The sequence below is a fragment of the Streptomyces sp. NPDC002536 genome, assembly GCF_053594995.1.
Map to the genome: position 1 here is coordinate 1 of NZ_JBSFWU010000017.1, position 23,617 is coordinate 23,617.

Annotated in this window: 22 protein-coding genes; 14 read left to right on the top strand and 8 right to left on the bottom strand. The window is 72.7% G+C overall.

Going from position 1 to position 23,617, the window contains the following annotated elements; genetic code table 11:
* Positions 1-119: 119 nt before the first annotated feature.
* Both ACWD4B_RS08950 and ACWD4B_RS08955 read right to left on the bottom strand, forming a co-directional pair.
* Positions 120-416 (bottom strand): MTH1187 family thiamine-binding protein, encoded by a 297-nt coding sequence (locus ACWD4B_RS08950; RefSeq protein WP_414167928.1) that lies wholly within the window; start codon positions 414-416, stop codon positions 120-122.
* Positions 413-757, bottom strand: a complete 345-nt coding sequence (locus ACWD4B_RS08955; RefSeq protein ID WP_336413518.1) for a DUF3817 domain-containing protein — start codon at positions 755-757, stop codon at positions 413-415. Before ACWD4B_RS08955 ends, ACWD4B_RS08950 begins: the two co-directional genes overlap by 4 nt.
* A 252-nt stretch (positions 758-1,009) precedes the next feature.
* On the opposite strand from ACWD4B_RS08955, the gene ACWD4B_RS08960 reads away from it, so the two are divergent.
* From ACWD4B_RS08960 to ACWD4B_RS08975, 4 genes are all read left to right on the top strand, one after another.
* Positions 1,010-1,603 (top strand): AIM24 family protein, encoded by a 594-nt coding sequence (locus ACWD4B_RS08960; protein ID WP_451420202.1) that lies wholly within the window; start codon positions 1,010-1,012, stop codon positions 1,601-1,603.
* Positions 1,603-2,253 carry an AIM24 family protein gene (locus ACWD4B_RS08965; protein WP_390776591.1) on the top strand — a complete coding sequence of 217 codons (651 nt, stop codon included), beginning with the start codon at positions 1,603-1,605 and terminating at the stop codon, positions 2,251-2,253. The genes ACWD4B_RS08960 and ACWD4B_RS08965 overlap by 1 nt, the downstream gene beginning before the upstream one ends.
* The gene (locus tag ACWD4B_RS08970; RefSeq protein WP_451420148.1) at positions 2,250-3,038 is read left to right on the top strand and encodes an AIM24 family protein; all 789 of its coding nucleotides are present in this window, start codon (positions 2,250-2,252) and stop codon (positions 3,036-3,038) included. The genes ACWD4B_RS08965 and ACWD4B_RS08970 overlap by 4 nt, the downstream gene beginning before the upstream one ends.
* 83 nt (positions 3,039-3,121) lie before the next feature.
* Positions 3,122-3,610 (top strand): MarR family winged helix-turn-helix transcriptional regulator, encoded by a 489-nt coding sequence (locus tag ACWD4B_RS08975; protein WP_451420149.1) that lies wholly within the window; start codon positions 3,122-3,124, stop codon positions 3,608-3,610.
* A gap of 143 nt (positions 3,611-3,753) precedes the next feature.
* On the opposite strand, the gene meaB is transcribed toward ACWD4B_RS08975, so the two are convergent.
* Complete coding sequence (gene meaB / locus ACWD4B_RS08980; protein WP_336413521.1) at positions 3,754-4,710, bottom strand: methylmalonyl Co-A mutase-associated GTPase MeaB; 957 nt, start codon at positions 4,708-4,710, stop codon at positions 3,754-3,756.
* 37 nt (positions 4,711-4,747) lie between these two features.
* Positions 4,748-5,941 carry an acetyl-CoA C-acetyltransferase gene (locus tag ACWD4B_RS08985; protein WP_390776808.1) on the bottom strand — a complete coding sequence of 398 codons (1,194 nt, stop codon included), beginning with the start codon at positions 5,939-5,941 and terminating at the stop codon, positions 4,748-4,750.
* Positions 5,942-6,114: 173 nt separating this feature from the next.
* Between ACWD4B_RS08985 and mce the strand changes: the two genes are divergently transcribed.
* The 8 genes from mce to ACWD4B_RS09025 all read left to right on the top strand — a co-directional run bounded on the left by mce (position 6,115) and on the right by ACWD4B_RS09025 (position 17,254).
* Positions 6,115-6,555, top strand: coding sequence for a methylmalonyl-CoA epimerase (gene mce, locus ACWD4B_RS08990; RefSeq protein WP_451420150.1), 441 nt, complete (start codon positions 6,115-6,117; stop codon positions 6,553-6,555).
* A 173-nt stretch (positions 6,556-6,728) separates the two neighbouring features.
* Entirely contained in the window at positions 6,729-11,417 is a 4,689-nt protein-coding gene (scy, locus tag ACWD4B_RS08995) for a polarized growth protein Scy (RefSeq protein ID WP_451420203.1), read from the top strand.
* Between the two features lie 124 nt (positions 11,418-11,541).
* Positions 11,542-12,480 carry a coiled-coil domain-containing protein gene (locus tag ACWD4B_RS09000; RefSeq protein WP_336413524.1) on the top strand — a complete coding sequence of 313 codons (939 nt, stop codon included), beginning with the start codon at positions 11,542-11,544 and terminating at the stop codon, positions 12,478-12,480.
* Between the two features lie 167 nt (positions 12,481-12,647).
* Positions 12,648-13,622: an ABC transporter ATP-binding protein gene (locus ACWD4B_RS09005; protein ID WP_451420151.1), complete on the top strand. Its 975-nt coding sequence runs from the start codon at positions 12,648-12,650 to the stop codon at positions 13,620-13,622.
* 2 nt (positions 13,623-13,624) lie between these two features.
* Entirely contained in the window at positions 13,625-14,398 is a 774-nt protein-coding gene (locus ACWD4B_RS09010; protein ID WP_451420204.1) for an ABC transporter permease, read from the top strand.
* 142 nt (positions 14,399-14,540) lie between these two features.
* Positions 14,541-15,236 carry a hypothetical protein gene (locus tag ACWD4B_RS09015; protein WP_451420152.1) on the top strand — a complete coding sequence of 232 codons (696 nt, stop codon included), beginning with the start codon at positions 14,541-14,543 and terminating at the stop codon, positions 15,234-15,236.
* A gap of 45 nt (positions 15,237-15,281) precedes the next feature.
* Positions 15,282-16,364, top strand: a complete 1,083-nt coding sequence (locus tag ACWD4B_RS09020) for an ABC transporter ATP-binding protein (protein ID WP_451420153.1) — start codon at positions 15,282-15,284, stop codon at positions 16,362-16,364.
* Positions 16,361-17,254 (top strand): ABC transporter permease subunit, encoded by an 894-nt coding sequence (locus tag ACWD4B_RS09025; protein WP_451420154.1) that lies wholly within the window; start codon positions 16,361-16,363, stop codon positions 17,252-17,254. The genes ACWD4B_RS09020 and ACWD4B_RS09025 overlap by 4 nt, the downstream gene beginning before the upstream one ends.
* A gap of 134 nt (positions 17,255-17,388) precedes the next feature.
* Here the strand turns inward: ACWD4B_RS09025 and ACWD4B_RS09030 are convergent, their stop codons facing one another.
* A complete protein-coding gene (locus ACWD4B_RS09030) occupies positions 17,389-17,721 on the bottom strand; it encodes an ATP/GTP-binding protein (RefSeq protein ID WP_336413529.1) in 333 nt (110 codons plus the stop codon).
* 206 nt (positions 17,722-17,927) lie between these two features.
* On the opposite strand from ACWD4B_RS09030, the gene ACWD4B_RS09035 reads away from it, so the two are divergent.
* A complete protein-coding gene (locus tag ACWD4B_RS09035) occupies positions 17,928-18,953 on the top strand; it encodes an LLM class flavin-dependent oxidoreductase (RefSeq protein WP_451420155.1) in 1,026 nt (341 codons plus the stop codon).
* A gap of 101 nt (positions 18,954-19,054) precedes the next feature.
* Here the strand turns inward: ACWD4B_RS09035 and ACWD4B_RS09040 are convergent, their stop codons facing one another.
* Entirely contained in the window at positions 19,055-19,447 is a 393-nt protein-coding gene (locus ACWD4B_RS09040) for an SCO5389 family protein (protein ID WP_336413531.1), read from the bottom strand.
* A gap of 210 nt (positions 19,448-19,657) precedes the next feature.
* Here ACWD4B_RS09040 and nucS point away from each other — a divergent pair, with 210 nt between their 5' ends.
* Positions 19,658-20,320 carry an endonuclease NucS gene (gene nucS, locus ACWD4B_RS09045; RefSeq protein ID WP_336413532.1) on the top strand — a complete coding sequence of 221 codons (663 nt, stop codon included), beginning with the start codon at positions 19,658-19,660 and terminating at the stop codon, positions 20,318-20,320.
* Positions 20,321-20,405: 85 nt separating this feature from the next.
* Here the strand turns inward: nucS and ACWD4B_RS09050 are convergent, their stop codons facing one another.
* Both ACWD4B_RS09050 and ACWD4B_RS09055 read right to left on the bottom strand, forming a co-directional pair.
* Complete coding sequence (locus ACWD4B_RS09050) at positions 20,406-23,021, bottom strand: ATP-binding protein (protein WP_451420156.1); 2,616 nt, start codon at positions 23,019-23,021, stop codon at positions 20,406-20,408.
* A 266-nt stretch (positions 23,022-23,287) separates the two neighbouring features.
* The gene (locus ACWD4B_RS09055) at positions 23,288-23,614 is read right to left on the bottom strand and encodes an STAS domain-containing protein (protein WP_336413534.1); all 327 of its coding nucleotides are present in this window, start codon (positions 23,612-23,614) and stop codon (positions 23,288-23,290) included.
* Between the last annotated feature and the right edge of the window lie 3 nt (positions 23,615-23,617).

Here is a 23,617-nt window from a genome sequence, read left to right on the forward strand (position 1 = left end):
CCGCAGCCGACGCACCACCCCAGGGGTCCGGGGCGCAGCCCCTGGGGGCACCCCCAGCGGTAGCTGGGGGAACCTCGACTGCGGGCGCGTCGTGGCTGATCGCGCAGTTCCCCGCGCCCCTACGGGGCGGCCAGGTACCGCTCGACCGTCTCGACCTTCGACGTCAGCCCGTCCGTCACGCCCGGGCGGATGTCCGCCTTGAGGACGAGCGAGACCCGGCCGCAGCGCGCCTCGACGGCGGCGACGGCACGCTTGACGACGTCCATGACCTCGTCCCACTCGCCCTCGACGGACGTGAACATCGCGTCCGTACGGTTCGGCAGGCCCGACTCGCGCACGACGCGCACCGCGTCGGCCACATACTCGCCGACGTCCTCGCCCACGCCCAGCGGGCTCACGGAGAAGGCGACGATCATGCGTTGACCACACCCTCCTTGCGGGCACGGGCGGCGATGACGCTCGCCTCGCCCTCACGGCGCAGCATGCGGTCGCCGAAGAAGCCGCCGGTGGGCAGCACGGAGAGGACGAAGTAGAGGGCGGCGCGCTTCAGCGGCCACTTCGCCTTGTTCCAGGCGTCGATCCAGAAGATCACGTAGAGGATGAAGAGGATGCCGTGCACCGCGCCCATCACCGGCACCGCGTTGAAGTCGGTGGTCCGCTTGAGGATCGAGCAGACGAGCAGGAGCAGGAAGGAGACGGCCTCCGGGGCGGAGACCAGTCGGAGCCGGCGCAGAGATTCGGCGGTCTTGATGTCCACGGGGGCGCACCTTCGGTCGCAGTGGCGGATCGGTCACCGCTTGTGACGGTATTCACAAGCGGTTCCCCATTGTCGCAGCCCGGAAATCGATCACAGGATCCGGGTCCGGTACGGGATCCGGTACGGGATCCGGTACGGGATGCGCCGGGAGCCGCTGGGGCCCAAGGGCCTGTTCGAGCGGTATGTCCTGCCGATAGCGTCTGCCGCGTGGCTCAGTTTCGGCTCCAGGGGAGCAAGGTTCTCGCTGTCGACATGGCAGGTGATGCGGTCAAGGCCAAGAACGGCTCGATGGTCGCGTACGAGGGCGAGATGACGTTCAAGAAGATGACCGGCGGAGGCGACGGTCTGCGCGGCATGGTGACGCGCCGGCTCACCGGCGAGCAGATGGAAGTGATGGAGGTGAAGGGCCACGGCACCTGCTACTTCGCCGACCGGGCGAGCGAGATCAACCTCGTGGCGCTGCACGGCGAGACGCTGTACGTCGAGTCGAGCAATCTGCTCTGCACCGACGCCTCCCTGCGCACCGGCACCACGTTCACCGGCCTGCGCGGCGCCTCGCAGGGCAACGGCTTCTTCACGACGACCGTCGAGGGCACGGGCCTGGCGGCGGTCCTCTCCGACGGCACGGCGATCGCCCTGCGGGTGACGCCGCAGACGCCCCTGCAGGTCGACCCGGGCGCGTACATCGCGCACACCGGCAGCCTCCGCCAGCACTTCCAGTCCGGCGTGAACTTCCGCACGTTCATCGGCGAGGGCTCGGGCGAGGCGTTCCAGATACGTTTCGAGGGCGACGGGCTCGTCTACGTCCAGCCCAGCGAGCGGAACACGATCGGCGGTGACCTCTGATGCCGTTCCGGCTCCTGAATTCGCGCATGGTCGAGGCCCAGGTGCTGCCCGGGCAGCGGCTGTTCAGCCAGCGCGGGGCGATGCTCGCCTACCGCGGCGACGTCTCCTTCACCCCGAGCATCGCCGGCGGCCAGGGCGGCGTGATGGGGATGATCGGCCGTCGCGTGGCGAACGAGGCCACGCCGCTGATGACCGTCGAGGGCCACGGCACCGTGATGTTCGGCCACGGCGGCCACCACTGCCACGTGATCGAACTGTCCGGCGAGACGCTGTACGTGGAGGCCGACCGGCTGCTCGCCTTCGACGGCACGCTGCAGCAGGGCACGATGTTCATGGGGTCGCAGGGCGGCGTGATGGGCATGGTGCGCGGCCAGGTGACCGGGCAGGGCCTGTTCACCACCACCCTCCAAGGGCACGGCGCCGTCGCGGTGATGGCGCACGGCGGCTTCATCGAGCTGCCGATCGTGCCGGGCCGCCCGGTGCACGTGGACCCGCAGGCCTACGTGGCGCACCGCGGCGACGTGCGCAACAAGCTTTCCACGGCGCTCGGTTGGCGCGAGTTCGTGGGCCGCGGCTCGGGCGAGGCGTTCCAGCTGGAGCTGTCGGGCAGCGGCACGGTGTACGTCCAGGCGTCGGAGGAAAAGCTGTGAACGGTTCCGTCAACGGCCCTGTCGTGCACGACGCGCACAGTCTGCCCGTCAACGACAACGTCAATCCGTACGCCTTCTCCGTGGACCTCGACGGGCAGTGGTTCCTGCAGAAGGGGAAGATGATCGCCTACTACGGGCACATCGACTTCCACGGCATCGGCCACGGCCCGCTGGACCGGCTGATCGCGGCCTGTTTCCACTCCCCGCTGCACGCCTCGGACTGGGTGGTGGCCGAGGGCCGCGGCAAGATGCTGCTCGCGGACCGCTCGTTCGACGTCAACTCCTACGACCTCGAGGACGGCAACCTCACGGTGCGCTCGGGGAACCTGCTGGCCTTCCAGCCGACGCTGGCGCTGAAGCAGTCGATCGTCCCGGGCTTCCTGACGCTCATCGGCACGGGCAAGTTCGTGGCCGCCTCCAACGGCCCGGTCGTCTTCGCCGAGCCGCCGATCCGGGTGGACCCGCAGGCGCTGGTGGGCTGGGCGGACTGCCCGTCGCCGTGCCACCACTACGACCACCACTACCTGCGCGGGGTCATGGGCGGGGTGCGGCGGCTGACCGGGCTCGGGGGCACCTCCGGCGAGGAGCACCAGTTCGAGTTCACCGGCGCGGGTACGGTGCTGCTGCAGTCGACCGAGCAGCTGCTGGAGGAGCGGGCCGTCGGCGAGGAGGCGCCGGAGCAGGAGGGCGTGCCGCACGCGCATCCGGGTAACCACGGAAACCAGCCAATGAACCCGCGGCTGCCGGGCCAGCTGGGGGACCTCCAGCGCCGCTTCGGGCTGTGAGCGGTACTCTGCGGAGTGTGACGGTCGAACGCATGACCTCTCGTTATTAATTAAACATTCAACTTCTTAGGTAGAATCCATTCATGGACACCGAGGACACCCAGGACAACGGCACCCGCTGGCTCACCGACGAGGAGCAGCGCGCCTGGCGCACTCACCTGGACGTGAGCCGGCTCCTGATGCACCAGCTCGAACGGGACCTGCAGCCGTTCGGCCTCACCAACAACGACTACGAGATCCTGGTCAACCTCTCGGAGTCGAAGGACCACCGCATGCGGATGAGCGATCTCGCGACCGCCACCCTGCAGTCCAAGAGCCGGCTCTCCCACCAGATCACGCGCATGGAGAACGCGGGGCTGGTGCGGCGGGAGAACTGCGAGTCGGACCGCCGCGGGCTGTTCGCGGTCCTCACGGACCACGGGTGGGAGGTCATGCGGAAGGTGGCGCCGCACCATGTCGCCTCGGTGCGGCAGCACTTCATCGACCTGCTGTCGGCGGAGGAGCTCAAGACCCTTCACGCTTCGCTGACGCCGGTGGCGCAGCATCTGCGGGCGACGCGGGGGCGGGTGTAGGGGTTCGGGGCCCCAACCCCCCGTCGCAAGTGCGGACCGTCCGTGGCTGGTCGCGCCCACACGGCGGAGCCGCTGGGGGTACCTCCCAGCGGTAGCTGGGGGAGTAACAGTCCCGCGCCCCTTACGAGGCGCGGGACCGGGGCCTACTCCCCCGTCAGCCCAGCCACCAGCTCGTCCGCAGCCGCATACGGGTCCAACTCACCATTCACCACCCGCTCGGCGAGCGCCGGCAGATGCCGGTCCCCCCGCAGGTCCCCGATCCGCTCCCGCAGCGCCGTGACGGCGATCGTCTCGACCTCGTGCGCGGCCCGCCGTCGGCGCCGGTCCGCGAGGACGTCCCGTTCCTCCATCCACGCCCGGTGCTTCTCGAGCGCCTCGACGACCTCGTCGATGCCCTCGCCGCGGGCGGCGACCGTCTTCACGATCGGCGGGCGCCAGTCGCCCGCCGCCCTGGCCTCGCCCAGGCCCAGCATGTGGTTGAGCTCGCGCGCCGTCGCGTCCGCGCCGTCCCGGTCGGCCTTGTTGACGACGTACACGTCGCCGATCTCGAGGATGCCCGCCTTCGCGGCCTGGATGCCGTCGCCCATCCCGGGCGCCAGCAGCACCACGGACGTGTCCGCCTGCGAGGCGATCTCCACCTCCGACTGCCCGACGCCGACCGTCTCGACGAGCACCACGTCGCACCCTGCCGCGTCCAGGACGCGGATCGCCTGCGGGGCGGCCCACGCGAGGCCGCCGAGGTGGCCGCGGGTGGCCATGGAACGGATGTAGACGCCCGGGTCCGAGGCGTGCTCGGACATCCGGACCCGGTCGCCCAGCAGCGCACCGCCCGAGAAGGGCGAGGACGGGTCCACGGCCAGCACCCCGACCCGCTTGCCCATCCGGCGGTAGGCGGTCACCAGGGCCGAGGTCGAGGTCGACTTGCCGACGCCCGGCGAGCCGGTGAGCCCGACGACGTACGCACCGCCCGTCAACGGGGCGAGCGCCGCCATCACTTCGCGCAGTTGCGGCGACGCCCCCTCCACCAGTGAGATCAGCCGGGCCACGGCACGCGGCCGGCCCTCCCGTGCCTGCTCGACCAGTGCGGGGACGTCCGCCATGGCTGCTCCGTTCCGTCGGATCCGTGGGTTCGGAAGGTCAGTTGCCCGGCACCCGGATGATCAGCGCATCGCCCTGGCCGCCGCCGCCGCACAGCGCCGCCGCACCCACGCCGCCGCCGCGCCGCTTCAGTTCCAGCGCGAGGTGCAGCACGATACGGGCGCCGGACATGCCGATGGGGTGGCCGAGGGCAATGGCCCCGCCGTTGACGTTCACCTTTTCCGGGGAGACCCCGAGATCCTTCATTGACTGCACGGCGACGGCCGCGAACGCCTCGTTGATCTCGATGAGATCGAGGTCCGCGACGCCGAGGCCTTCCTTGCCGAGCGCGTGGTTTATGGCGTTGGAGGGCTGGGACTGCAGGGAGTTGTCGGGGCCGGCCACGTTGCCGTGGGCGCCGATCTCGGCGATCCACTCCAGGCCCAGCTCCTCGGCCTTGGCGCGGCTCATCACGACCACGGCGGCGGCGCCGTCGGAGATCTGCGAGGACGTGCCGGCGGTGATGGTGCCGTCCTTGGCGAAGGCGGGGCGCAGCTTGCCGAGCGACTCGGCCGTGGTCTCCGGGCGGATGCCCTCGTCCTTGCTGAAGAGCACCGGCTCGCCCTTGCGCTGCGGGCCCCCCTTACCTGAATAAACGGCCACCGGGGTGATCTCCGCCTCGAAGAGGCCGTTCTTCTGGGCGGCGGCCGCGCGCTGGTGGGAGAGGGCGGCGAACTCGTCCTGCTCGGGGCGGCGCAGGCCCAGGCGGGTGTTGTGCTTCTCGGTGGACTCGCCCATGGCGATGTTCTCGAAGGCGTCGGTCAGGCCGTCGTGGGCCATGGCGTCGAGCATCTCGACGGCGCCGTACTTGTAGCCCTCGCGGGACTTGGGGAGCAGGTGCGGGGCGTTGGTCATCGACTCCTGGCCGCCGGCCACGACGATGTCGAACTCCCCTGCGCGGATGAGCTGGTCGGCCAGCGCGATGGCGTCCAGCCCCGACAGACATACCTTGTTGATCGTCAGCGCCGGCACGTTCATCGGGATGCCGGCCTTGACTGCCGCCTGGCGCGCGGGAATCTGCCCGGCGCCGGCCTGGAGCACCTGCCCCATGATCACGTACTGCACCTGGTCGCCGCCGATGCCGGCGCGGTCGAGCGCGGCCTTGATGGCCACGCCGCCGAGGTCGGCCGCGGAGAACGAGCGCAGCGAGCCCAGCAGCCTCCCCATGGGCGTCCTGGCGCCCGCGACGATCACTGAGCTGGCGGCGGTTTTTCCGTTCGTACCGGACATGGGCGCGACCCCTTCGAGCGGAGGAGGTTAACGATGGTTTCCGTCAATGTACTGACGGGTTGCCTCCGGGTCACCGGGCGGAAGATGTGATCGCGCGCACGTTGCGTGACGGTGCGTGCGAGCGGTGCACTGGACTCATGCTGACGCGTATCGACCACATCGGGATCGCCTGCTTCGACCTCGACAGGACTGTCGAGTTCTACCGTGCCACGTACGGCTTCGAGGTGTTCCACACCGAGGTCAACGAGGAGCAGGGCGTCCGCGAGGCCATGCTGAAAATCAATGGGACCTCCGACGGCGGGGCCTCCTACCTGCAGCTGCTGGAGCCGACCCGGGAGGACTCCGCGGTCGGCAAGTGGCTGGCCAAGAACGGCGAGGGCGTCCACCACATCGCCTTCGGCACCGCCGACGTGGACGGCGATGCGGAGGCGATCCGCGGCAAGGGGATCCGGGTGCTCTACGACGAGCCGCGCCGCGGATCCATGGACTCCCGCATCACCTTCCTGCACCCCAAGGACTGTCACGGCGTGCTGACGGAACTGGTCACCTCCGCGCCCCGCCCCGCGGCGGAGCACTGACCCTCCCCTTCCCCGGCCGGTAGAGTGCAGGTTCGGCCGGGTACGGGTGGGCCCCGGACCGGGCTGTACCGATGATCTGACACCATTTCTTCGGAAGGGCGGGCTCCGGGTTCCACCACGACGCATGACTGGGGCCGGCCGCCGACGCGACCAGGGGACGGATGGACCGCGCTGTGCGGGGCTACGAGCGCCAGGAGAGTCAACGGGCCGAGGCCGACCATCTCTCGAAGTTCGAGGCCGAGATGGAACGGCTGAAGACCGAGCGGGAGAAGGCGGTCCAGCACGCCGACGACCTCGGCTACCAGGTCGAGGTGCTGCGCGCCAAGCTCCACGAGGCGCGCCGCAGCCTCGCCCACCGTCCTGCCTATGACACGGCCGACATCGGCTACCAGGCCGAACAGCTGCTGCGCAACGCGCAGATCCAGGCCGAGCAGCTGCGCAGCGACGCCGAGCGCGAGGTGCGCGAGGCCCGCGCCCAGACGCAGCGGCTGCTGCAGGAGCAGGCCGAGCGGCAGGCCCGCATGGAGGCGGAGCTGCACGCGGAGGCGGTGGCCCGCCGGCAACGGCTGGACGAGGAGCTCAACGAGCGCCGCCAGACCGTCGAGTCGCACGTCAACGAGAACGTGGCCTGGGCCGAGCAGCTGCGCTCGCGCACCGAGGCGCAGGCCCGCCGCTTGCTGGACGAGTCCCGGGCGGAGGCCGAGCAGTCGCTGACGGCCGCCCGCACCGAGGCCCAGGTGCTGACCGAGCAGGCCCGTGGCCGGCTCGGGGCGGCCGCCGAGGAGGCCCGCGCCGAAGCCGAAGCGATCCTGCGCCGGGCCCGTACCGACGCCGAGCGGCTGCTGGCCGCCGCCTCCGCGCAGGCGCAGGAGGCCACCGACCACGCCGAGCGGCTGCGCACCGCCGCCGGCACCGAGAGCGACCAGGCCCGCACGGCCTCGGCGGAGCTGACGCGCACCGCCGAGGCGCGGATGCAGGAGGCCGACACGGCGCTGCGCGAGGCGCGGGCCGAGGCCGAGAAGGTGCTCGCCGAGGCGAAGGAGACCGCTGCCAAGCGGCTGTCCGAGGCCGAGTCGGACAACGAGCAGCGCACCCGTACCGCCCGGGCGGAGATCGCCCGGCTGGTGAGCGAGGCCACCAAGGAGGCCGAGGCCCTGCGGGCCGAGGCGCAGCAGCTGCGCGACGACGCGGCCGCCGCGGCCGAGCGGGCCCTGGCCGAGGCCACCGAGAAGGCCCGCAGCGCCGTCGCCGAGGACTCGGCGGCGCAGCTGGCCAAGGCCGCGCGCACGGCCGAGGAAGTGCTGTCCAAGGCGACCGAGGACGCGCAGGCGACCACCAAGGCGGCCGCCGCGGAGGCCGAGCGGATCCGCAAGGAGGCGGAGGCCGAGGCCGCGCGGCTGCGCGAGGAGGCCGCGGACACCGCCGAGCAGCTCAAGGGCGCCGCGCAGGACGACACCAAGGAGTACCGGGCCAGGACGGTCGAGCTCCAGGAGGAGGCACGGCGGCTGCGCGGCGAGGCCGAGCAGTTGCGGTCCGAGGCCGTGGCCGAGGGCGAGCGCATCCGGGGCGAGGCCCGCCGCGAGGCGCTGCAGCAGATCGAGGAGGCGGCCAGCACCGCCGAGGAGCTGCTGGCCAAGGCCAAGGCGGATGCCGAGGAGACGCGCGGCACCGCGACCGCGGACGGCGAGCGGCTGCGCGCGGAGGCGGCCGAGCGGGCCGCGGCCCTGCGCAAGCAGGCCGAGGAGGCGCTGGAGCAGGCCCGCACCGAGGCCGAGGAGATGGCCGAGGAGGCCGAGGACCACTCCGAGCGCACCCGCACCGAGGCCGCCGAGGCCGCGCGGCAGCTGCGCGAGGACGCCGAGCGGGCCGCGGAGGCGCGCCGTGCGGAGGCCGACGCCGAACTGACGCGCCTGCACACCGAGGCCGAACAGCGCGTGGAGGCCGCCGAGTCGGCGCTGCGCGACGCCCGTGCGGAGGCCGAGCGGCTGCGCCGGGAGGCGGCCGAGGAGGCGGAGCGGCAGCGGACGGAGGCCTCGGAGCGGGCCCGTGCGCTGCAGGCGCAGGCCGAGGAGGAGTCCGAGCGGCTGCGTGCCGAGGCGGCGGAGGAGGCGTCCGCCTCCCGCGCCGAGGGCGAGGAGGCCGGTGCGCGGCTGCGCAGCGAGGCCGGTGCGGAGGCGGAGCGGCTGCGCGCCGAGGCGCAGGAGACCGCGGACCGGATGCGGGCCGAGGCGAATGCGGCGGCCGAGCGCACCGCGGCCGAGGCCGCGGAGGCGCTGGCGGCCGCCCAGGAGGAGGCCGCGCGGCGCCGCCGGGAGGCCGAGGAGACGCTCGGGGACGCCCGTACGGAGGCGCAGGCCGAGCGCGAGGCGGCGCGCGAGCAGAGCGAGGAGCTGCTGGCGTCGGCGCGCAAGCGGGTCGCGGAGGCGCAGGAGGAGGCGCGGGAGCTGGTCGAGGAGGCCGAGCAGCGCGCTGCGGAGCTGGTGGCCGCCGCCGAGCAGACCGCCCAGCAGGTGCGGGACTCCGTCGCCGGGCTGCACGAGCAGGCCGAGGAGGAGATCGCGGGCCTGCGCTCGGCCGCCGAGCACAATGCCGAACGGACCGTCACCGAGGCCCAGATCGAGGCCGACCGGGTCCGTGCCGAGGCCTACGCCGAGCGCGAGCGGGCCGACGAGGACGCGTCCCGCACCCGCACCGAGGCCGCGGCGCTGCGTGCCGAGGCCGAGGCCGAGGGCGAGCGGCTGCGCGCCGAGGCGGCCGCCACGGTCGACCAGGCCCGCGAGGCTGCGGGTGCGCTGCGCGCGGACGCCGCGAGCCAGGCCGACGAGCTCGTGGCCGAGGGCAGGGCCGAGGCCCAGCGCCTGACGGCCGAGGCCGAGCAGACCCTCGACCAGGCGCGCGAGGCCGCGAACGCCCACCGCACGGAGGCGGCCGCGCAGGCGGACGAGCTCATCGCCGAGGGTGCGGCGGAGGCCCAGCGTCTGATCACCGAGGCCGAGGCCGCGCTGGAGCAGGCCCGGGACGACGCGGACCGGCTGCGCGCGGAAGCCGCGAAGACGGTCGACGACGCCCGCGAGGCCGCAGGCGTCCTGCGCACCGAAGCCGCAGGCCAGGCAGACGAACTCATCGCCGAAGGCAAAGCCGAGGCACAACGCCTCACCACCGAGGCCGAGGCCGCGCTGGAACAGGCCCGCGAGGACGCGGAGGCCCTCCGGGCCGAGGCGGCGCGGACCGTGGACCAGGCGCGCAAGGACGCCGACGGGCACCGGGCCGAGGCCGAGGAGCAGGCCGAGCAGGCGCTGGACGAGGCCGCCGCGGAGGCGGACCGGCTGCGCGCCGAGGCCGAGCGGCTGGTGTCGGACGCGTCCGCGCGGGCCCAGCAGATGCGTACGGACGCCTCCGACGCGCTGGCGGCCGCCGAGCAGGACGCGTCCCGCACCCGGGCCGAGGCCCGCGAGGACGCCAACAAGATGCGGGCCGACGGGCACGCCGAGGCCGAACGCATCGTCAACGAGGCGGCGGAGCTGACCTCTTCGGCGCAGGACGACGCCGACCTCATCGTCGCCACGGCCAAGGAGGAGGCCGAGGTCCACCGCGCCGAGGCCGCGCAGCAGGCCGACGAGCTGCTCGCCGAGGCGGTGCAGCGGGCCGACGCGCACCGCGCGGAGGCCGAGGGCCAGGCGGAGCGCACCGTGGCCGCGGCGAACGCGGAGGCGGAGCGGCTGCGGGCCGACGGCGCGCGGGCGCTGGACGAGGCCCGTGAGGCGGCCGACGGTCTGCGGGCCGAGGGCGCCGAGGCGCTGGAGGCCGCCCGCCGCGAGGCGGAGCGCACCCTGGACGAGGCCCGCGAGGCCGCGGGCACCCGCCGTGCGGAGGCCGCCGAGCAGGCGGACGCGCTCGTGCTGGAGGCCACGGTCGAGGCCGAGCGGATGGCCACGGAGGCCGCGGAGGCCCTGGCGGCGGCGCAGGAGAACGCCAACAGCACCCGTGCGGACTCCGCGCGCATCAAGGCCGACGCCGTCCAGGAGGCGGAGCGGCTGCGCGCCGAGGCGCGGGCCGAGGGCGAGCGGACGGTCGACGAGGCGCGGGACGCCGCCGCCCAGCGGCGCACCGAGGCCGCCGAGCAGGCGGACGCACTCATCGCCAAGGCCCAGGAGGAGGCCGTCCTCACGGCCACCATTGCCGAGGAGCAGGCCGACACGATGGTCGCCGCGGCCCGCAAGGAGGCCGAACGGATCGTCAAGGAGGCCACCGGCGAGGGCAATGCGCTGGTGGAGCAGGGCCGTACGGACGCCAACACCCTGCTCGCCGAGGCGCGCGGGGACGCGACGGCCATAAGGGACCGGGCCGAGGAGCTGCGTTCGCGCATCGAGGGCGAGGTCGAGGAGCTGCACGACCGGGCGCGCCGGGAGGCCTCCGAGGCCATGCAGTCGGCGGGCGAGCGCTGCGACAAGCTCGTCGCCGCGGCGACGTCCCAGCTCGCGGAGGCGGAGGAGAAGGCGAAGAAGCTGCTCTCCGACGCCAGCAGCGAGGCGAGCAAGGTCCGCATCGCCGCGGTGAAGAAGGCCGAGGGGCTCCTGAAGGAGGCCGAGCAGAAGAAGGCCGCCGCCGTACGCGAGGCGGAGCGCCTGCGCACCGAGGCCACGGACGAGGCCACGCGCCTTCTCGACGACGCGAAGCGGGAGTTGGAGGTGCTGGTCCGCCGGCGCGAGGACATCAATGCGGAGATTTCCCGTGTCCAGGACGTGTTGGAGGCGTTGGAATCATTTGAGTCCCCTGGGGCAGGCGGCTCCAAGGACGGCGGGGTGAAGGCGGCGGCGGGTGTCGGCGCTACTCGATCGGGTGGCAAGCAGTCCGAGAAGTAGCCACTCAATCGAGGGGGCATTTTCCGGATTTCCCAACCGTCTACCATCGTCCACTCGATGACACGCCGCTCACACCCCTAGGATTCCCTCTAACACCTCACCGGTCTCTTATGACAGGAACCCCATGAGCGACACTTCCTCCCCCTTCGGCTTCGAGTTGGTGCGGCGTGGATACGACCGCGGCCAGGTGGACGACCGCATTACCAAGCTCGTAGCGGACCGTGACAGCGCACTGGCACGGATCACCTCGCTGGAAAAGCGCATCGAGGAGTTGCACCTCGAAACGCAGAACGCTCAGGCCCAGATCAACGACGCGGAGCCGTCCTACGCAGGTCTCGGTGCGCGGGTCGAGAAGATCCTCCGGCTGGCCGAGGAGGAGGCCAAGGACCTGCGTGAGGAGGCCCGCCGGGCCGCCGAACAGCACCGGGAGCTGGCCGAGTCGGCCGCTCAGCAGGTGCGCAACGACGCCGAGTCGTTCGCCGCCGACCGCAAGGCGAAGGCGGAGGACGAGGGCGCGCGCATCGTCGAGAAGGCGAAGGGCGACGCGGCGGCGCTGCGGGCCGAGGCGCAGAAGGACGCCCAGTCCAAGCGCGAGGAGGCGGACGCCCTCTTCGAGGAGACCCGCGCCAAGGCCGCCCAGGCGGCAGCCGACTTCGAGACGAACCTGGCCAAGCGCCGCGAGCAGTCCGAGCGCGACCTGGCCTCCCGTCAGGCGAAGGCGGAGAAGCGGCTGGCGGAGATCGAGCACCGGGCGGAGCAGCTGCGCCTGGAGGCGGAGAAGCTGCGCACGGACGCCGAGCGCCGGGCGCGGCAGACGGTGGAGACGGCGCAGCGCCAGGCCGAGGACATCGTGGCCGACGCCAACGCCAAGGCGGACCGTATCCGCAGCGAGTCCGAGCGCGAGCTGGCGGCGCTCACCAACCGCCGCGACAGCATCAACGCCCAGCTGACCAACGTCCGCGAGATGCTGGCCACGCTGACCGGTGCGGCGGTGGCCGCGGCCGGTGTGCCGAGTGACGACGAGCCGATCTCGCGGGGCGTTCCGGCCCAGCAGAGCCGCTGACCCGGGGGCACATCGACAGCACGTCATACGTTCGGGGGAACCTGTCGCTCAGCGCGTCGTATGCCGCCTTCACGGCGGCGTGCGGCGCGCCGAGTCGTTTCTCCCCCTGGTCTTCCCCCGTTCCTCCCCGGCTGGCGGGGCCCTGCGGGCGCTCTTACCGTGAGTGGATGATCGAGCTCGAGGGGCTGACGAAGCGCTACGGCGACAAGCTCGCCGTGGACCACCTCACCTTCTCCGTGCGGCCCGGCGTCATCACCGGCTTCCTGGGCCCCAACGGCGCGGGCAAGTCGACCACGATGCGCATGGTCCTCGATCTGGACAACCCGACCAGCGGCACGGTGCTCATCGACGGCCGGCACTACCGGCAGCTGCACAACCCGCTGCGGGTCGTCGGCGCCCTGCTGGACGCCAAGGCGATGCACGGCGGCCGCAGTGCCTACCACCACCTGCTGTGCCTGGCGCAGAGCAACGGCATCCCCCGGGCCCGGGTGCGGGAGGTGCTGGACACGGTCGGCCTGACGGCGGTGGCCGGGAAGCGCACCAAGGGCTTCTCGCTGGGCATGGGCCAGCGCCTGGGCATCGCGGCGGCGCTGCTGGGCGACCCGCAGATCCTGATGTTCGACGAGCCGGTCAACGGGCTCGACCCCGAGGGCATCCACTGGATCCGCAACCTGATGAAGAGCCTGGCGGCGCAGGGCCGGACGGTCTTCGTCTCGTCCCACCTGATGAGCGAGATGGCGCTGACCGCCGACCACCTGGTCGTCATCGGCCAGGGCCGGCTGCTGGCCGACACCTCCATGTCCGGCTTCATCGCCGAGAACTCCCGCGGCTACGTCCGGATGCGCTCCCCCGACCAGGAACGGCTCAAGGACGTGCTGTCCGGCGCGGGGATCACCGCGGTGGCCGGCACGGAGGGCGTGCTGGAGGTGCACGGCGAGGACGCGGCGCACCTGGGCGAGCTGGCGGCGCGGCACCGGATCGTGCTGCACGAGCTGAGCCCGCAGCGGGCCTCGCTGGAGGAGGCCTTCATGCGGCTGACGGCCGGCGCGGTCGAGTACCACGCCCACGCGAACCACCAGACGCCGCCGCCCGCTGCGCCGGGGGCGGGCTGGGGGGCCGACCGGCAGAGGAAGGGATCGTGACGATGGCGGTGGCGGCGCAGGTCCTGCAATCGGAATGGACGAAGATCAAATCCGTCAGCTCGACGGTGTGGACCCTGGGTATCGCGGTCGTGGTGACGGTCGGTCTCGGCGCCCTGATCAGCGCATTGTCCAAACGGGACTTCGACCGGCTGTCCCGGCAAAGCAAGATCGAATTTGATCCTACGTTCACGAGTTTCGCGGGGATGGGACTCGGCCAGCTGGCATTGATCGTCTTCGGTGTGCTGGTGGTCTCGAATGAATACAGCACGGGAATGATCCGCACCTCGCTCGCCGCCGTTCCGCAGCGCGGCACCTTTCTCTTCAGCAAGATCGCCGTGGCCGCGGCGCTCGCATTCGCCGTCGGCATGATCACGAGTTTTGCCGCGTTCTTCCTCGGCCAGGCGATGCTGGGCGACCACGGGGCCCACCTCGGCGACCCGGGCGTGCTGCGGGCGGTGATCGGCGGCGGTCTCTACATGACGCTCATCACCGTCTTCTCGATGGGCGTCGCGACGATGCTGCGCAGTCCGCTGCTGTCGCTCGGCATTCTCATGCCGTTCTTCTTCCTGATCTCCAGCATCCTGGGCAACGTCCCGGCGACGCAGAAGGTCGGCCGCTACCTGCCGGACCAGGCGGGCCAGAAGGTCATGCAGGTGGTGACCCCCCTGGGCGACCAGGCGCCGTACGGCCCGTGGGGCGGCTTCTCGATCATGGTCCTGTGGGTGGTGGCGGCACTGGCGGGGGCATACATCCTGTTGGCGCGGCGCGACGCGTGACGGCTGCGCCGGCCGGGCCGAGCTTCGACTGCGGGCCGGCTGTGGCTGGTCGCGCAGTTCCCCGCGCCCCTGACGGGGCGCGGACCGCATTCAGCCCGTCCTGGGGGCACAACCCAGCGGTAGCTGGGGGAGGGACCGGGGCATGACACCGACCGACCTCGGCCCCGTACCGGCCGAGCAGCCGCTGACGTACCCCGGACGCCCCGTCACCGAGCCGTGCCTGCTGGCAGGGGACGAACTCCTCCCCTGGGACCCGCAGGCCCTCGCGAACCGCCACCCGGTCATCGCCGTGGGCTCCAACGCCTGCCCGGCCCAGCTGCGCCACAAGCTGCGTCAGGCCGACCTCCCGTGCCTCGTCCCCATGGCCCCCGCCGAGGTCCACGGCATCGAGGTCGGCTGCTCGGCCCACATCGGCGTTCACGGCTACGTGGCGGCCGCGCCGTACGCGGCCCCCGGCACCGTCCGGACGCTGGTGATCACCTGGCTCGATGCGGAGCAACTGGCCTCCGTGGACCGTACGGAGTTCAACTACCAACGGGTCCTGGTGCCCGGTACCGGATTTCTCTACGTCAGCCGCCACGGCGTCCTCGCCGACCCGGACACCGGCCGCCCCCGCCCCGGCGCGCACGACCAGCGTGCGCTCCTCACCGCGCTGCTGGCCGCCTCTCCGCGCCTCCGTGCGCTGCTCGGCCCCGGACCGGAGCACTGGGTCGCCCGGGCCCGCGCCGGGCCGGAGGTGCGGGAGGCCGGGAAGCGGATCTTCGTCGAGGAGGGCTGGGTCCGGCCCGCCGGACTGGTCATCGCTGGGGAACCGTCAACCCCTCGTCTATCCTCCTAACCCTTACGGAGGCATTTGCCCGGACGAACTCGCGAGGGGCGGAGAATGATCGAGGCAGTCGGCCTCACCAAGCGCTACGGCGCCAAGACGGCCGTGCACAATCTGTCGTTCCAGGTACGGCCGGGGGCCGTCACCGGCTTCCTGGGCCCCAACGGATCCGGCAAGTCGACCACGATGCGCATGATCCTCGGCCTGGACATGCCCACTTCGGGCCGGGTGACGATCGGCGGCCACCCGTACCACCAGCTGCCCAACGCGCCCCGCCAGGTGGGCGCCCTGCTGGACGCCAAGGCCGTGCACGGCGGGCGCAGCGCCCGCCTGCACCTGCTCTCGCTCGCCCAGCTCGCCGGCATCCCGGCCCGCCGGGTGGACGAGGTGCTCGGCGTCGTCGGCCTCCAGGACGTGGCCCGCAAGCGCTCCAAGGGCTTCTCGCTGGGCATGGGCCAGCGCCTCGGCATCGCGGCGGCGCTCCTCGGCGACCCCGCGGTGCTGCTCTTCGACGAGCCGGTCAACGGTCTCGACCCCGAGGGCATCCTCTGGGTCCGCAACCTCATGAAGCGGCTCGCGGCCGAGGGGCGGACCGTCTTCGTCTCCTCGCACCTGATGAGCGAGATGGCGCTGACCGCCGACCACCTCATCGTCATCGGGCGCGGGCAGCTGCTCGCCGACATGAGCGTCAAGGACTTCATCTCCGCGAACTCCGCGGACTTCGCGCGCGTCCGCGCCCCCGAGCCGGAGAGCCGCGACAAGCTCACCACCGCGCTGGTCGAGGCGGGCGCCCAGGTGCTGCAGGAGCCGGACGGGGCGCTGCGGGTGACGGGCCTGACGCTCCCCCGCATCAGCGACATCGCCCACGGCGCGGACATCCGCCTCTGGGAACTGTCCCCGCACCAGGCCTCGTTGGAGGAGGCCTACATGCGGATGACGCAGGCGGCGGTGGACTACCGCTCCACGGCGGACCAGCGCCACGGCTTCCAGGCCCCGCCCGCCCCGTACGGCGCGCAGCCACTGCCGGGCGCGGTCCCGCCCAACTGGGGCGAGGCGTACCCGGTGTTGCCGGGCGAACAGCCCAACCGGCACGCGCAGCCCGCATCCGCCCCCCAGCGTGACAACGAGGACGCCCGATGAGCACGCCCCAGCAGCAGCACTCCGCGACGCCCCAACTGCCCTCGCAGGCACCGGGCTACTGGCCGGGCACCGCACCCGCGGCGGGCGGTTTCGTCTCGCCCGTCCCCGTGCGCAGGGCCACGCTCGCCGACGCGGTCCTCGCCGAGTGGACCAAGATCCGCTCCGTCCGGTCCACGATGTGGACGCTCGGCGTCATGGTGGCGCTCATCGTCGGCATCGGCCTGCTCATCGCCGCGGCCGTCGACACCAGCGGCCCCACCGAGATGAACGGTGCCTCCCCGCTGACGCTCGGCTTCATCGGTGTGCTCCTCGCCACCATCTGTGTGATCACGCTCGGCGTGCTGACGATCTCCTCCGAGTACGGCACCGGACTCATCCGCACCACGCTGACCGCCTGCCCCAGCCGGTCCCGCGTGCTGACGGCCAAGGCGATCGTCTTCTCCCTGCTGACCCTGGTGATCACGACCGTCTCGACGTTCGTCGTCGCCGCGGTGCACTCCTCGGTGCTCGGCAGCCGGAGCACCTACGAGCCGACGGGCGGGGACTGGCTGCGGGCGACGGTGGGCGTGAGCCTGTTCATGGCGCTGCTGGGCCTGCTGTCGCTGGCCGTGGGCGCGATGGTGCGGCACTCCGCCGGGGCGATCACGATCATGCTGGGTGTGGTGATGCTGCCGATGGTGCTGGCGCTGTTCCTGATGCTGGATTCCCTACGGGACGTTCGTCAGGCCCTGCTCCAGTACTCGATTCCGGCGGAGTTGGCCGCGATGTACGGGACGACGTCGGGTTCCGGAACCGGGCCGACCGGCTGGGAGCCGGTCCTGATCATGGCCGGCCTGGCGGCCGTTGGCCTGGGCGGCGCCTATGCCGCGTTGGCTCGGCGCGACGCCTGAGCGCTGCGCCGGCTGCGGGTCGACTGTGGCCGATCGCGCAGTTCCCCGCGCCCCTGACGGGGCGCGCGACTTCAGCCCGGTGCCGGGCACTATCAGCCCGTCTGGGGGCGGCAGCCCCCAGGAACGGCCCGCCCTCAGTACCTCGGCGCATTCCTGGACCGCTGGAGCTTCGCGCTCCGGCGGTCCCGCGCGTTCCAGCAGGCCTTGTGCCAGTGCCGTCGGTCCTCCACGCCGGCGCCGTACTGCGGCCACGCCACCAGGTGCGGGACCCCGGGCGGGATCTCCTGGTCGCAGCCGGGGCACCGGTACCGCTTGGCGGCCGCGCCGCCGCTGATCATGCGGACCGACCACTCCTCGCCCTGCCAGCTCTCGGTGCGCTCCAGGCCGTAACGCTCGCCGTTCATGTCGTAGGGCGCTTCGGCCGGTTTCTCAACACCGCCTCGCGGGCGGTTTCGGCGCGGGGACACAGGGCACCTCGGGGAGTCGGAAGAGCGACGGACCGTGACCCAGCGTACGCGGCACGGCCGCCCGGCCGGGCGGGCATCCCCATGGCGGCATCGCGCTTGCTCTCCGATCATCATGAAAACTTCACGCCCGGCCGTACCTTTGGCACGTGTCGGCCGTTATTGCCTCCAGGGGGATGCCGCGTCGGTCGCTAGGAGGAACAAGAGCGATGCGCATTGGAGCATTTGTCCTGGCCGCCCAGTTTCCGGGCCAGGGCCACGGGGAGGCGCTGTACCGGGCCGTCCGCTCGGCCGAGGTCGCCGAGGAGGCCGGGCTGGACGCCGTCTGGCTCGCGGAACACCACTTCGTGCCCTACGGGGTCTGCCCCTCGGCGGTGACGCTGGCCGCGCTGCTGCTGGGCCGCACCCGGCGCATCGACGTGGGCACGGCGGTGAGCGTCCTGCCGACGACGCACCCGGTGGCCCTCGGCGAGCAGGCCGCGCTGCTGCATCTGACGTCCGGCGGCCGGTTCGTGCTGGGCGTCGGCCGAGGCGGCCCCTGGGTCGATCTGGAAGTCTTCAACTCAGGCCTGGGGGCGTACGAAGAGGGGTTCCCGGAATCCCTCGAACTGCTGATGCGCTGGCTGCGCGAACCCCGCGTGGGCGCGGCCGGGGAGCGGTTCGCGTTCCGTGAAGTCCCCGTTGTACCAAGGCCGGACGAGCTGCTGGACCGTTCCGCCCCGGGGGTCGTCGTCGCCTGCACCTCGCCCACCAGCGTCCGGCTGGCGGCCCGGCACGGGCTGCCGATGCTGCTGGGGATGCACAGCACGGACGAGGAAAAGGCGGAGATGGTGGCGCTGTGGCGCAAGTGTGCGCTGGAGGCGGGGAGTTCACCGGAGGCGGTCGCCGCGGCCGGTCATGTGTCGGCCGGTGTGGTGCAGATCGCGGACCGTCGCGAGGAGGCCGCCGAGACACTGCTCAAGGCGATGCCGGGATGGCTGTACGAGGGGCTCTCGGCCCATGTGACGGTCGACGGGCGGCTGCGCCGGATGCGCGATCCCCACGCCTACACGGAGCTGCTCTGCTCGCTCCATCCGGTCGGCTCGCCCCGGCTGTGCGCCGAGCGGCTTGCGGTCACGGCGGAACGTACCGGCATCACCCGCTTCGCTCTGCTCGCCGAGGGCTCCGGGGACCTCGCCGCCACCGAGGAGAACCTCCGCCGCCTCGGGGCGGACGTGCTGCCGCAGCTCGCCTGATCTCCCCCGTCCCCCCTCCGTCACTCACCGGGCTCCGCCCGGGGAGCTGCCGCTCCTGTCGGTCCACGTACCTGAAAGCCTGCGGAGCGGCAGCAAGAACGTCAGCAGTCCCGCAGCTCCGGGGACTGGTTCAGCAACTGGCCCCGGACCGATGTGAAACGGGCGAGGCGCTCGTCCACGGAAGGGTCCAGCGGGAAGACCGCGACCCGGTGGCAGTTCTGGAACGCCAGGCGTACCCCGAAGTGTCGCTGCAGTGCACCACGGATCGCGTCACTCGCCAGGGCACGCAGGAGTTGGCCGCGCGCCTGCTCGTCCGGCGGCGGTGTCCGGTTGTCGGCGAACGCGCCGCCTTCGCACTCGAGCCGGGCCACCAGAGAGCTGATCATCTCCCATGCGTAGGGCAGGGAGGTCCGGACGCAGTCGACAAAATCGGCTTCGTCGACCTCGCCTCGCTCGGCCTGTTCGAGGAGGGCCGGTGAGACGTCGAGCGACATGGGTTCTCCTCTCGCGACCCCGCGAGCGGGGTCTCACGGTTGGGCGAGCGGACGACGACACGCTGTACTCGCACGACGACCGCCCGGGTTCAACGGTAATCCGGCCACTGCGGCCCCACCAGGAGAACGCACATACAACTGGCCAATGCCGAACGGGCCGATCCAGGGCGAATCGCGTCGAGTGGCAGGAGTCGAGTAGCGTGGCTCACCATGCGTCTCGTCATCGCCCGTTGCTCCGTGGACTACGCGGGCCGGCTCACCGCCCACCTGCCCTCCGCCCCCCGGCTCATCCTGGTCAAGGCCGACGGCAGTGTCTCGATCCACGCGGACGACCGGGCCTACAAGCCCCTCAACTGGATGTCCCCGCCGTGCACCCTGAAGGAGGGGGACGGCAGCGTGTGGACGGTGATCAACAAGGCGGGCGAGAAGCTCATCATCACCATGGAAGAGGTGCTGCACGACTCCTCGCACGAGCTCGGGGTCGACCCCGGCCTCATCAAGGACGGCGTGGAAGCACACCTTCAGGAACTGCTCGCGGACCGCATCGAGACCCTCGGCGAGGGCTACACCCTGATCCGCCGCGAGTACCCCACGGCCATCGGCCCGGTGGACATCCTCTGCCGCGACGCGGACGGGGCGACGGTGGCCGTCGAGATCAAGCGCCGCGGCGAGATCGACGGCGTCGAGCAGCTCACGCGCTACCTGGAGCTGCTCAACCGCGATCCGCACCTCGCCCCGGTGCGCGGCGTCTTCGCGGCCCAGGAGATCAAGCCGCAGGCCCGCGTCCTGGCCACGGACCGGGGCATGGACTGCGTCGTCCTGGACTACAACGGCCTCCGCGGCATCGAGGACGACAAGCTGCGCTTGTTCTGAGACCGCGCCCCGGTTCCCCGCGCCCTTCAGGGGCGCGGGGAACTGCGCGACCAGCCGCACACAACCCGCAGCCGGGCAGCCGCCCCTAGGAGGCAGACGCCCCCGGCTTGGCCGGCGTCGAACCGCCCCCGGTACCCCCGGTACCGGTCCCGCCCCCGGTGGTCGACGGCTTCGTCGGGTCGTCCGACGGCTTGGTCGTCGGAGACGACGTCGACGGCGTCGGCTTCGGCGAATCCCCGCCCCCGCTCGGCGACTGGGACGGCGAGTGCGAGGGCGACTTCGACGGCGTCGGATCCGTCGGCACATCCGGCGACGACGGCGTCGCACTCCCGTGCCCCGTCCCCGACGAAGGCCCCGCACTCCGAGACGCCCCCGGCGCACCCGGACCCCCGGGCGCCCCGCTGCGTTCGGGCGCACCGGCGCCCGAACGGCCCGGCGCCCCGGGCGCCCCGTTCTGCACCGCCGCAGGCTGGTCCGCGTTCAGCCCGTCGCCCCCGTCCTGCTGGGACGCACTGCGGCCCGGCTTGACGGTGCCGGAGTGCTGCCCGCTGCCGCCGGAGGCCGCACCGAGCGTGACGACGGTGCCCAGCACCGCCGCCAGCAGTGCCCCCGCACCGGCGGCCGCCATGTTGCGGTGGGTGCCGGCGGCCACCAGCCGTCTGGTCCACGGCTGCTTGGCGGCGGGCCGCGGCGCCGGCACCCGGCCGATGACCGCGGTGGTCACGTCGTCCGGGTTCCGGCCGGCCGGCCGCGCCGGCGGCACGGTCACCGACAGCGGTGCCGACACCGGACCCTTCGCCACGGCGGGCGGCGCAGCCGACTCCTCGCTGCGCGCGTCCGGCACCTCCTCCCCCGCCTGGGTGGCCGGCTCGAACCCGGAGAGCAGCGGTGCCGCCTTCGCGAAGTCGGTGCGCGGGGCGACCGCGGGCACGCCGCGCGCGCCCATGGCCAGCCCGGTGCGGTCGGCGACCAGGGCCAGCGCCCGTCGCCCGGCGACCGCTCCGCGCTTGTCGGCCAGCACTCCGCGCAGCCCGATCGAGGCCTCCAGCGCGGCACGTGCCCGGTCGAGGTTGCCGGTGCAGAGCGCCAGAACGCCCAACTCGTGGTGGAAATACGCTTCTTCGCCGACCTCCCCGGCGAGTCTGGCCGCCTCCTGGCCGTGCCGGAGGCTGCGCTCCCAGGCACCCCAGTGCTGCGCGGCCGCGAAGGCCGGGGCCGCCGTGCGGGCCAGCAGGACGGCCGCGGCCGGGTGTCCGGCTTCCCCGTCCGCGACGAGCGCGGACAGCGCGGCGAGGATCGCGTCGGCCTCCTGGGCGATGCGCTCCGGGGCGACCGAGGGGTGCCCCGCCCACCAGGCGTAGTGCTGGGCGGCGGTGTGCGCCCGGGCGGCGGCGTCGGCGCCGTAGCCCTCGGCCGTCAGCTGGTCGGCGACGCCGGCGGCCAGCCGGTAGTGCGCCCCGGCGGCGGTGACCAGGCCGCAGGCGAGCAGTTCGCCGACGGCCGCGTCGGCGTGCGTGTCCCCGGCGAGGGCGGGCAGGTGGGCCTGGTGCGGGAGTTCGCCGCCGAGGGCCACGGCGAAGCGCAGGGTGTCCCGTGCGGCCTCGCCGAGCCGGGAGGCGAGCAGCGCGGCGGGCGCGGCGGCCTGGGCGAGACTCGGCAGCGCGGGGCGGCGCACGCCGTCCGGGTCGCTCTCCGTCGAGGCGACGTAGGGCCGTTCCGCAGTGACGCCGAACTCGTCGGTGGCGCCGGGCTCTTCGCCCGCATCCGGCACGTTCTGCCCGTCCCGGTGCCGCAGCAGCGCACCGGCCTGGACGAACCGCAGCGGCAGGCCCTCGGACTCGAACCACAGGTCCGCGGCCCAGCTCGCCTCCTCGTCCGTGAGCGGCCGGTCCACGGCCGGCTCCAGCAGCTCCAGGCAGCCGGTGCGGTCGAGGCCGCCGAGGAAGACCTCCTCCACGTGCGAGTCGGCGGAGGGGGCCGCCACGTCCGGCGTCGCGGCGAGCAGGAAGGCGCATTCGGGGGTCGCGTCGAGCAGTTCGTCGAGCGCGGTGCCGCCGAACTCGAGGTCGTCCAGGACGACCACGGCCCCGACCTCCGCGACGGCCGCCAGCAGCGCGGCCCGGTCGGGCCGGTACTGCGGTGCGTCGTGCACGGCGGCGTAGAGCTCGTGGAGCAGATCGGTCGCAGTGCGGTGATATCCGTTCAACCGGACGACACCGTCGGGCGCGAGGCCCGCACAGTCCTCGGCGACGGCGTCCAGCAGGGTGCTGCGCCCGGAGCCGGACGGACCGGTCAGCCGGACGGAACGGCCGCGCGAGAGCAGCCGGGAGAGCCGCTCGCGCTCCTCGCCCCGGTGCAGCAGGGGCAGTTCGGGGCCGACGGGCCGGGCGGGCGGTGTCGGTGCGGCGGCCCGGCGCCGCGCCTCGCGCTCCTCGGGCCCGTGGCGCTCGGGCCGGGCGGCGGGGAGCCGGCCGGGCGGGCAGGGCTCTATCTCGCTGCCGTCCAGGGGGTTGACGGTGAGCAGATAGTCACCGGCGACGAGTTGGACGACGCGGACGGGGCCCGGGGCGCCGGACTCCTGCGCCCCGACGAGTTCGGAGCGCGCCGGCCGGCGCGGGCCGCTCCCGGTGCCGGGAGTGCGTTCGTCGTCGTGGACTGCGTCGTCGCGGAATTCCTCGGATGCCCGGTTCGTCGGGTCCATGGTTCAGAGCCCCCAGATGCGTGGCGTGCCGTCGTGCCCTCCGGCCTGTCCGCACTCCTTCGACCTCCGGCGGACATGGTGACGCCCGGCCGTCGATACCGGTCCGGTGCCCGCCGTGGGCTTTCGTGGCGGCGGGAAACCGAACAGACCTTGGCACAGTATCTACGAACAAGAGGGTGCCGCGTCGCCCAGGACGTCACAGTCTTATGAGCATTGGGGGTGCTCGGCGGCGCAGGGGGCTCATCCGGCCCGCCCGGCGCCCCGTTTCACACGCGGGGTCGGCTGCCGTCCGCGAGGTTCTCGCCCTCGATCGCGAGGATGCGGTGCAGCCGGGTGGCGACCAGCAGTCGCTGCATCCGGTCCGGCACGCCCCTCAGCACCAGCCGGCGCCCGGTGCGCCCGGCGCGGCGGTGGGCGCCCATGATGACGCCGAGTCCGGTGGCGTCCCAGGAGTCGAGCTCGGTCAGGTCGAGGACGAGGTCGCCCCGGCCGCCGTCGAGGGCGGAGTGCAGGACCGTACGGGCGTTCGCCGCGCTGCGGACGTCGAGGCGCCCCCCGACGACCAGTTCGGCGTGGTCGCCCCTGATGTGCATATG

Bases quoted from the DNA above. Each gene is read 5' to 3' on its own strand.
- meaB (WP_336413521.1), bottom strand. From the start codon at position 4,710: ATGGCGGACGTCCCCGCACTGGTCGAGCAGGCACGGGAGGGCCGGCCG.
- mce (WP_451420150.1), top strand. From the start codon at position 6,115: ATGCTGACGCGTATCGACCACATCGGGATCGCCTGCTTCGACCTCGAC.
- ACWD4B_RS09055 (WP_336413534.1), bottom strand. From the start codon at position 23,614: ATGCACATCAGGGGCGACCACGCCGAACTGGTCGTCGGGGGGCGCCTC.
- ACWD4B_RS09010 (WP_451420204.1), top strand. From the start codon at position 13,625: ATGGCGGTGGCGGCGCAGGTCCTGCAATCGGAATGGACGAAGATCAAA.
- ACWD4B_RS09015 (WP_451420152.1), top strand. From the start codon at position 14,541: ATGACACCGACCGACCTCGGCCCCGTACCGGCCGAGCAGCCGCTGACG.
- ACWD4B_RS08975 (WP_451420149.1), top strand. From the start codon at position 3,122: ATGGACACCGAGGACACCCAGGACAACGGCACCCGCTGGCTCACCGAC.
- ACWD4B_RS09005 (WP_451420151.1), top strand. From the start codon at position 12,648: ATGATCGAGCTCGAGGGGCTGACGAAGCGCTACGGCGACAAGCTCGCC.
- ACWD4B_RS08960 (WP_451420202.1), top strand. From the start codon at position 1,010: ATGGCAGGTGATGCGGTCAAGGCCAAGAACGGCTCGATGGTCGCGTAC.
- nucS (WP_336413532.1), top strand. From the start codon at position 19,658: ATGCGTCTCGTCATCGCCCGTTGCTCCGTGGACTACGCGGGCCGGCTC.
- ACWD4B_RS09050 (WP_451420156.1), bottom strand. From the start codon at position 23,021: ATGGACCCGACGAACCGGGCATCCGAGGAATTCCGCGACGACGCAGTC.
- ACWD4B_RS09035 (WP_451420155.1), top strand. From the start codon at position 17,928: ATGCGCATTGGAGCATTTGTCCTGGCCGCCCAGTTTCCGGGCCAGGGC.
- ACWD4B_RS09040 (WP_336413531.1), bottom strand. From the start codon at position 19,447: ATGTCGCTCGACGTCTCACCGGCCCTCCTCGAACAGGCCGAGCGAGGC.
- ACWD4B_RS09020 (WP_451420153.1), top strand. From the start codon at position 15,282: ATGATCGAGGCAGTCGGCCTCACCAAGCGCTACGGCGCCAAGACGGCC.
- ACWD4B_RS09000 (WP_336413524.1), top strand. From the start codon at position 11,542: ATGAGCGACACTTCCTCCCCCTTCGGCTTCGAGTTGGTGCGGCGTGGA.
- ACWD4B_RS08965 (WP_390776591.1), top strand. From the start codon at position 1,603: ATGCCGTTCCGGCTCCTGAATTCGCGCATGGTCGAGGCCCAGGTGCTG.
- ACWD4B_RS08950 (WP_414167928.1), bottom strand. From the start codon at position 416: ATGATCGTCGCCTTCTCCGTGAGCCCGCTGGGCGTGGGCGAGGACGTC.
- ACWD4B_RS09025 (WP_451420154.1), top strand. From the start codon at position 16,361: ATGAGCACGCCCCAGCAGCAGCACTCCGCGACGCCCCAACTGCCCTCG.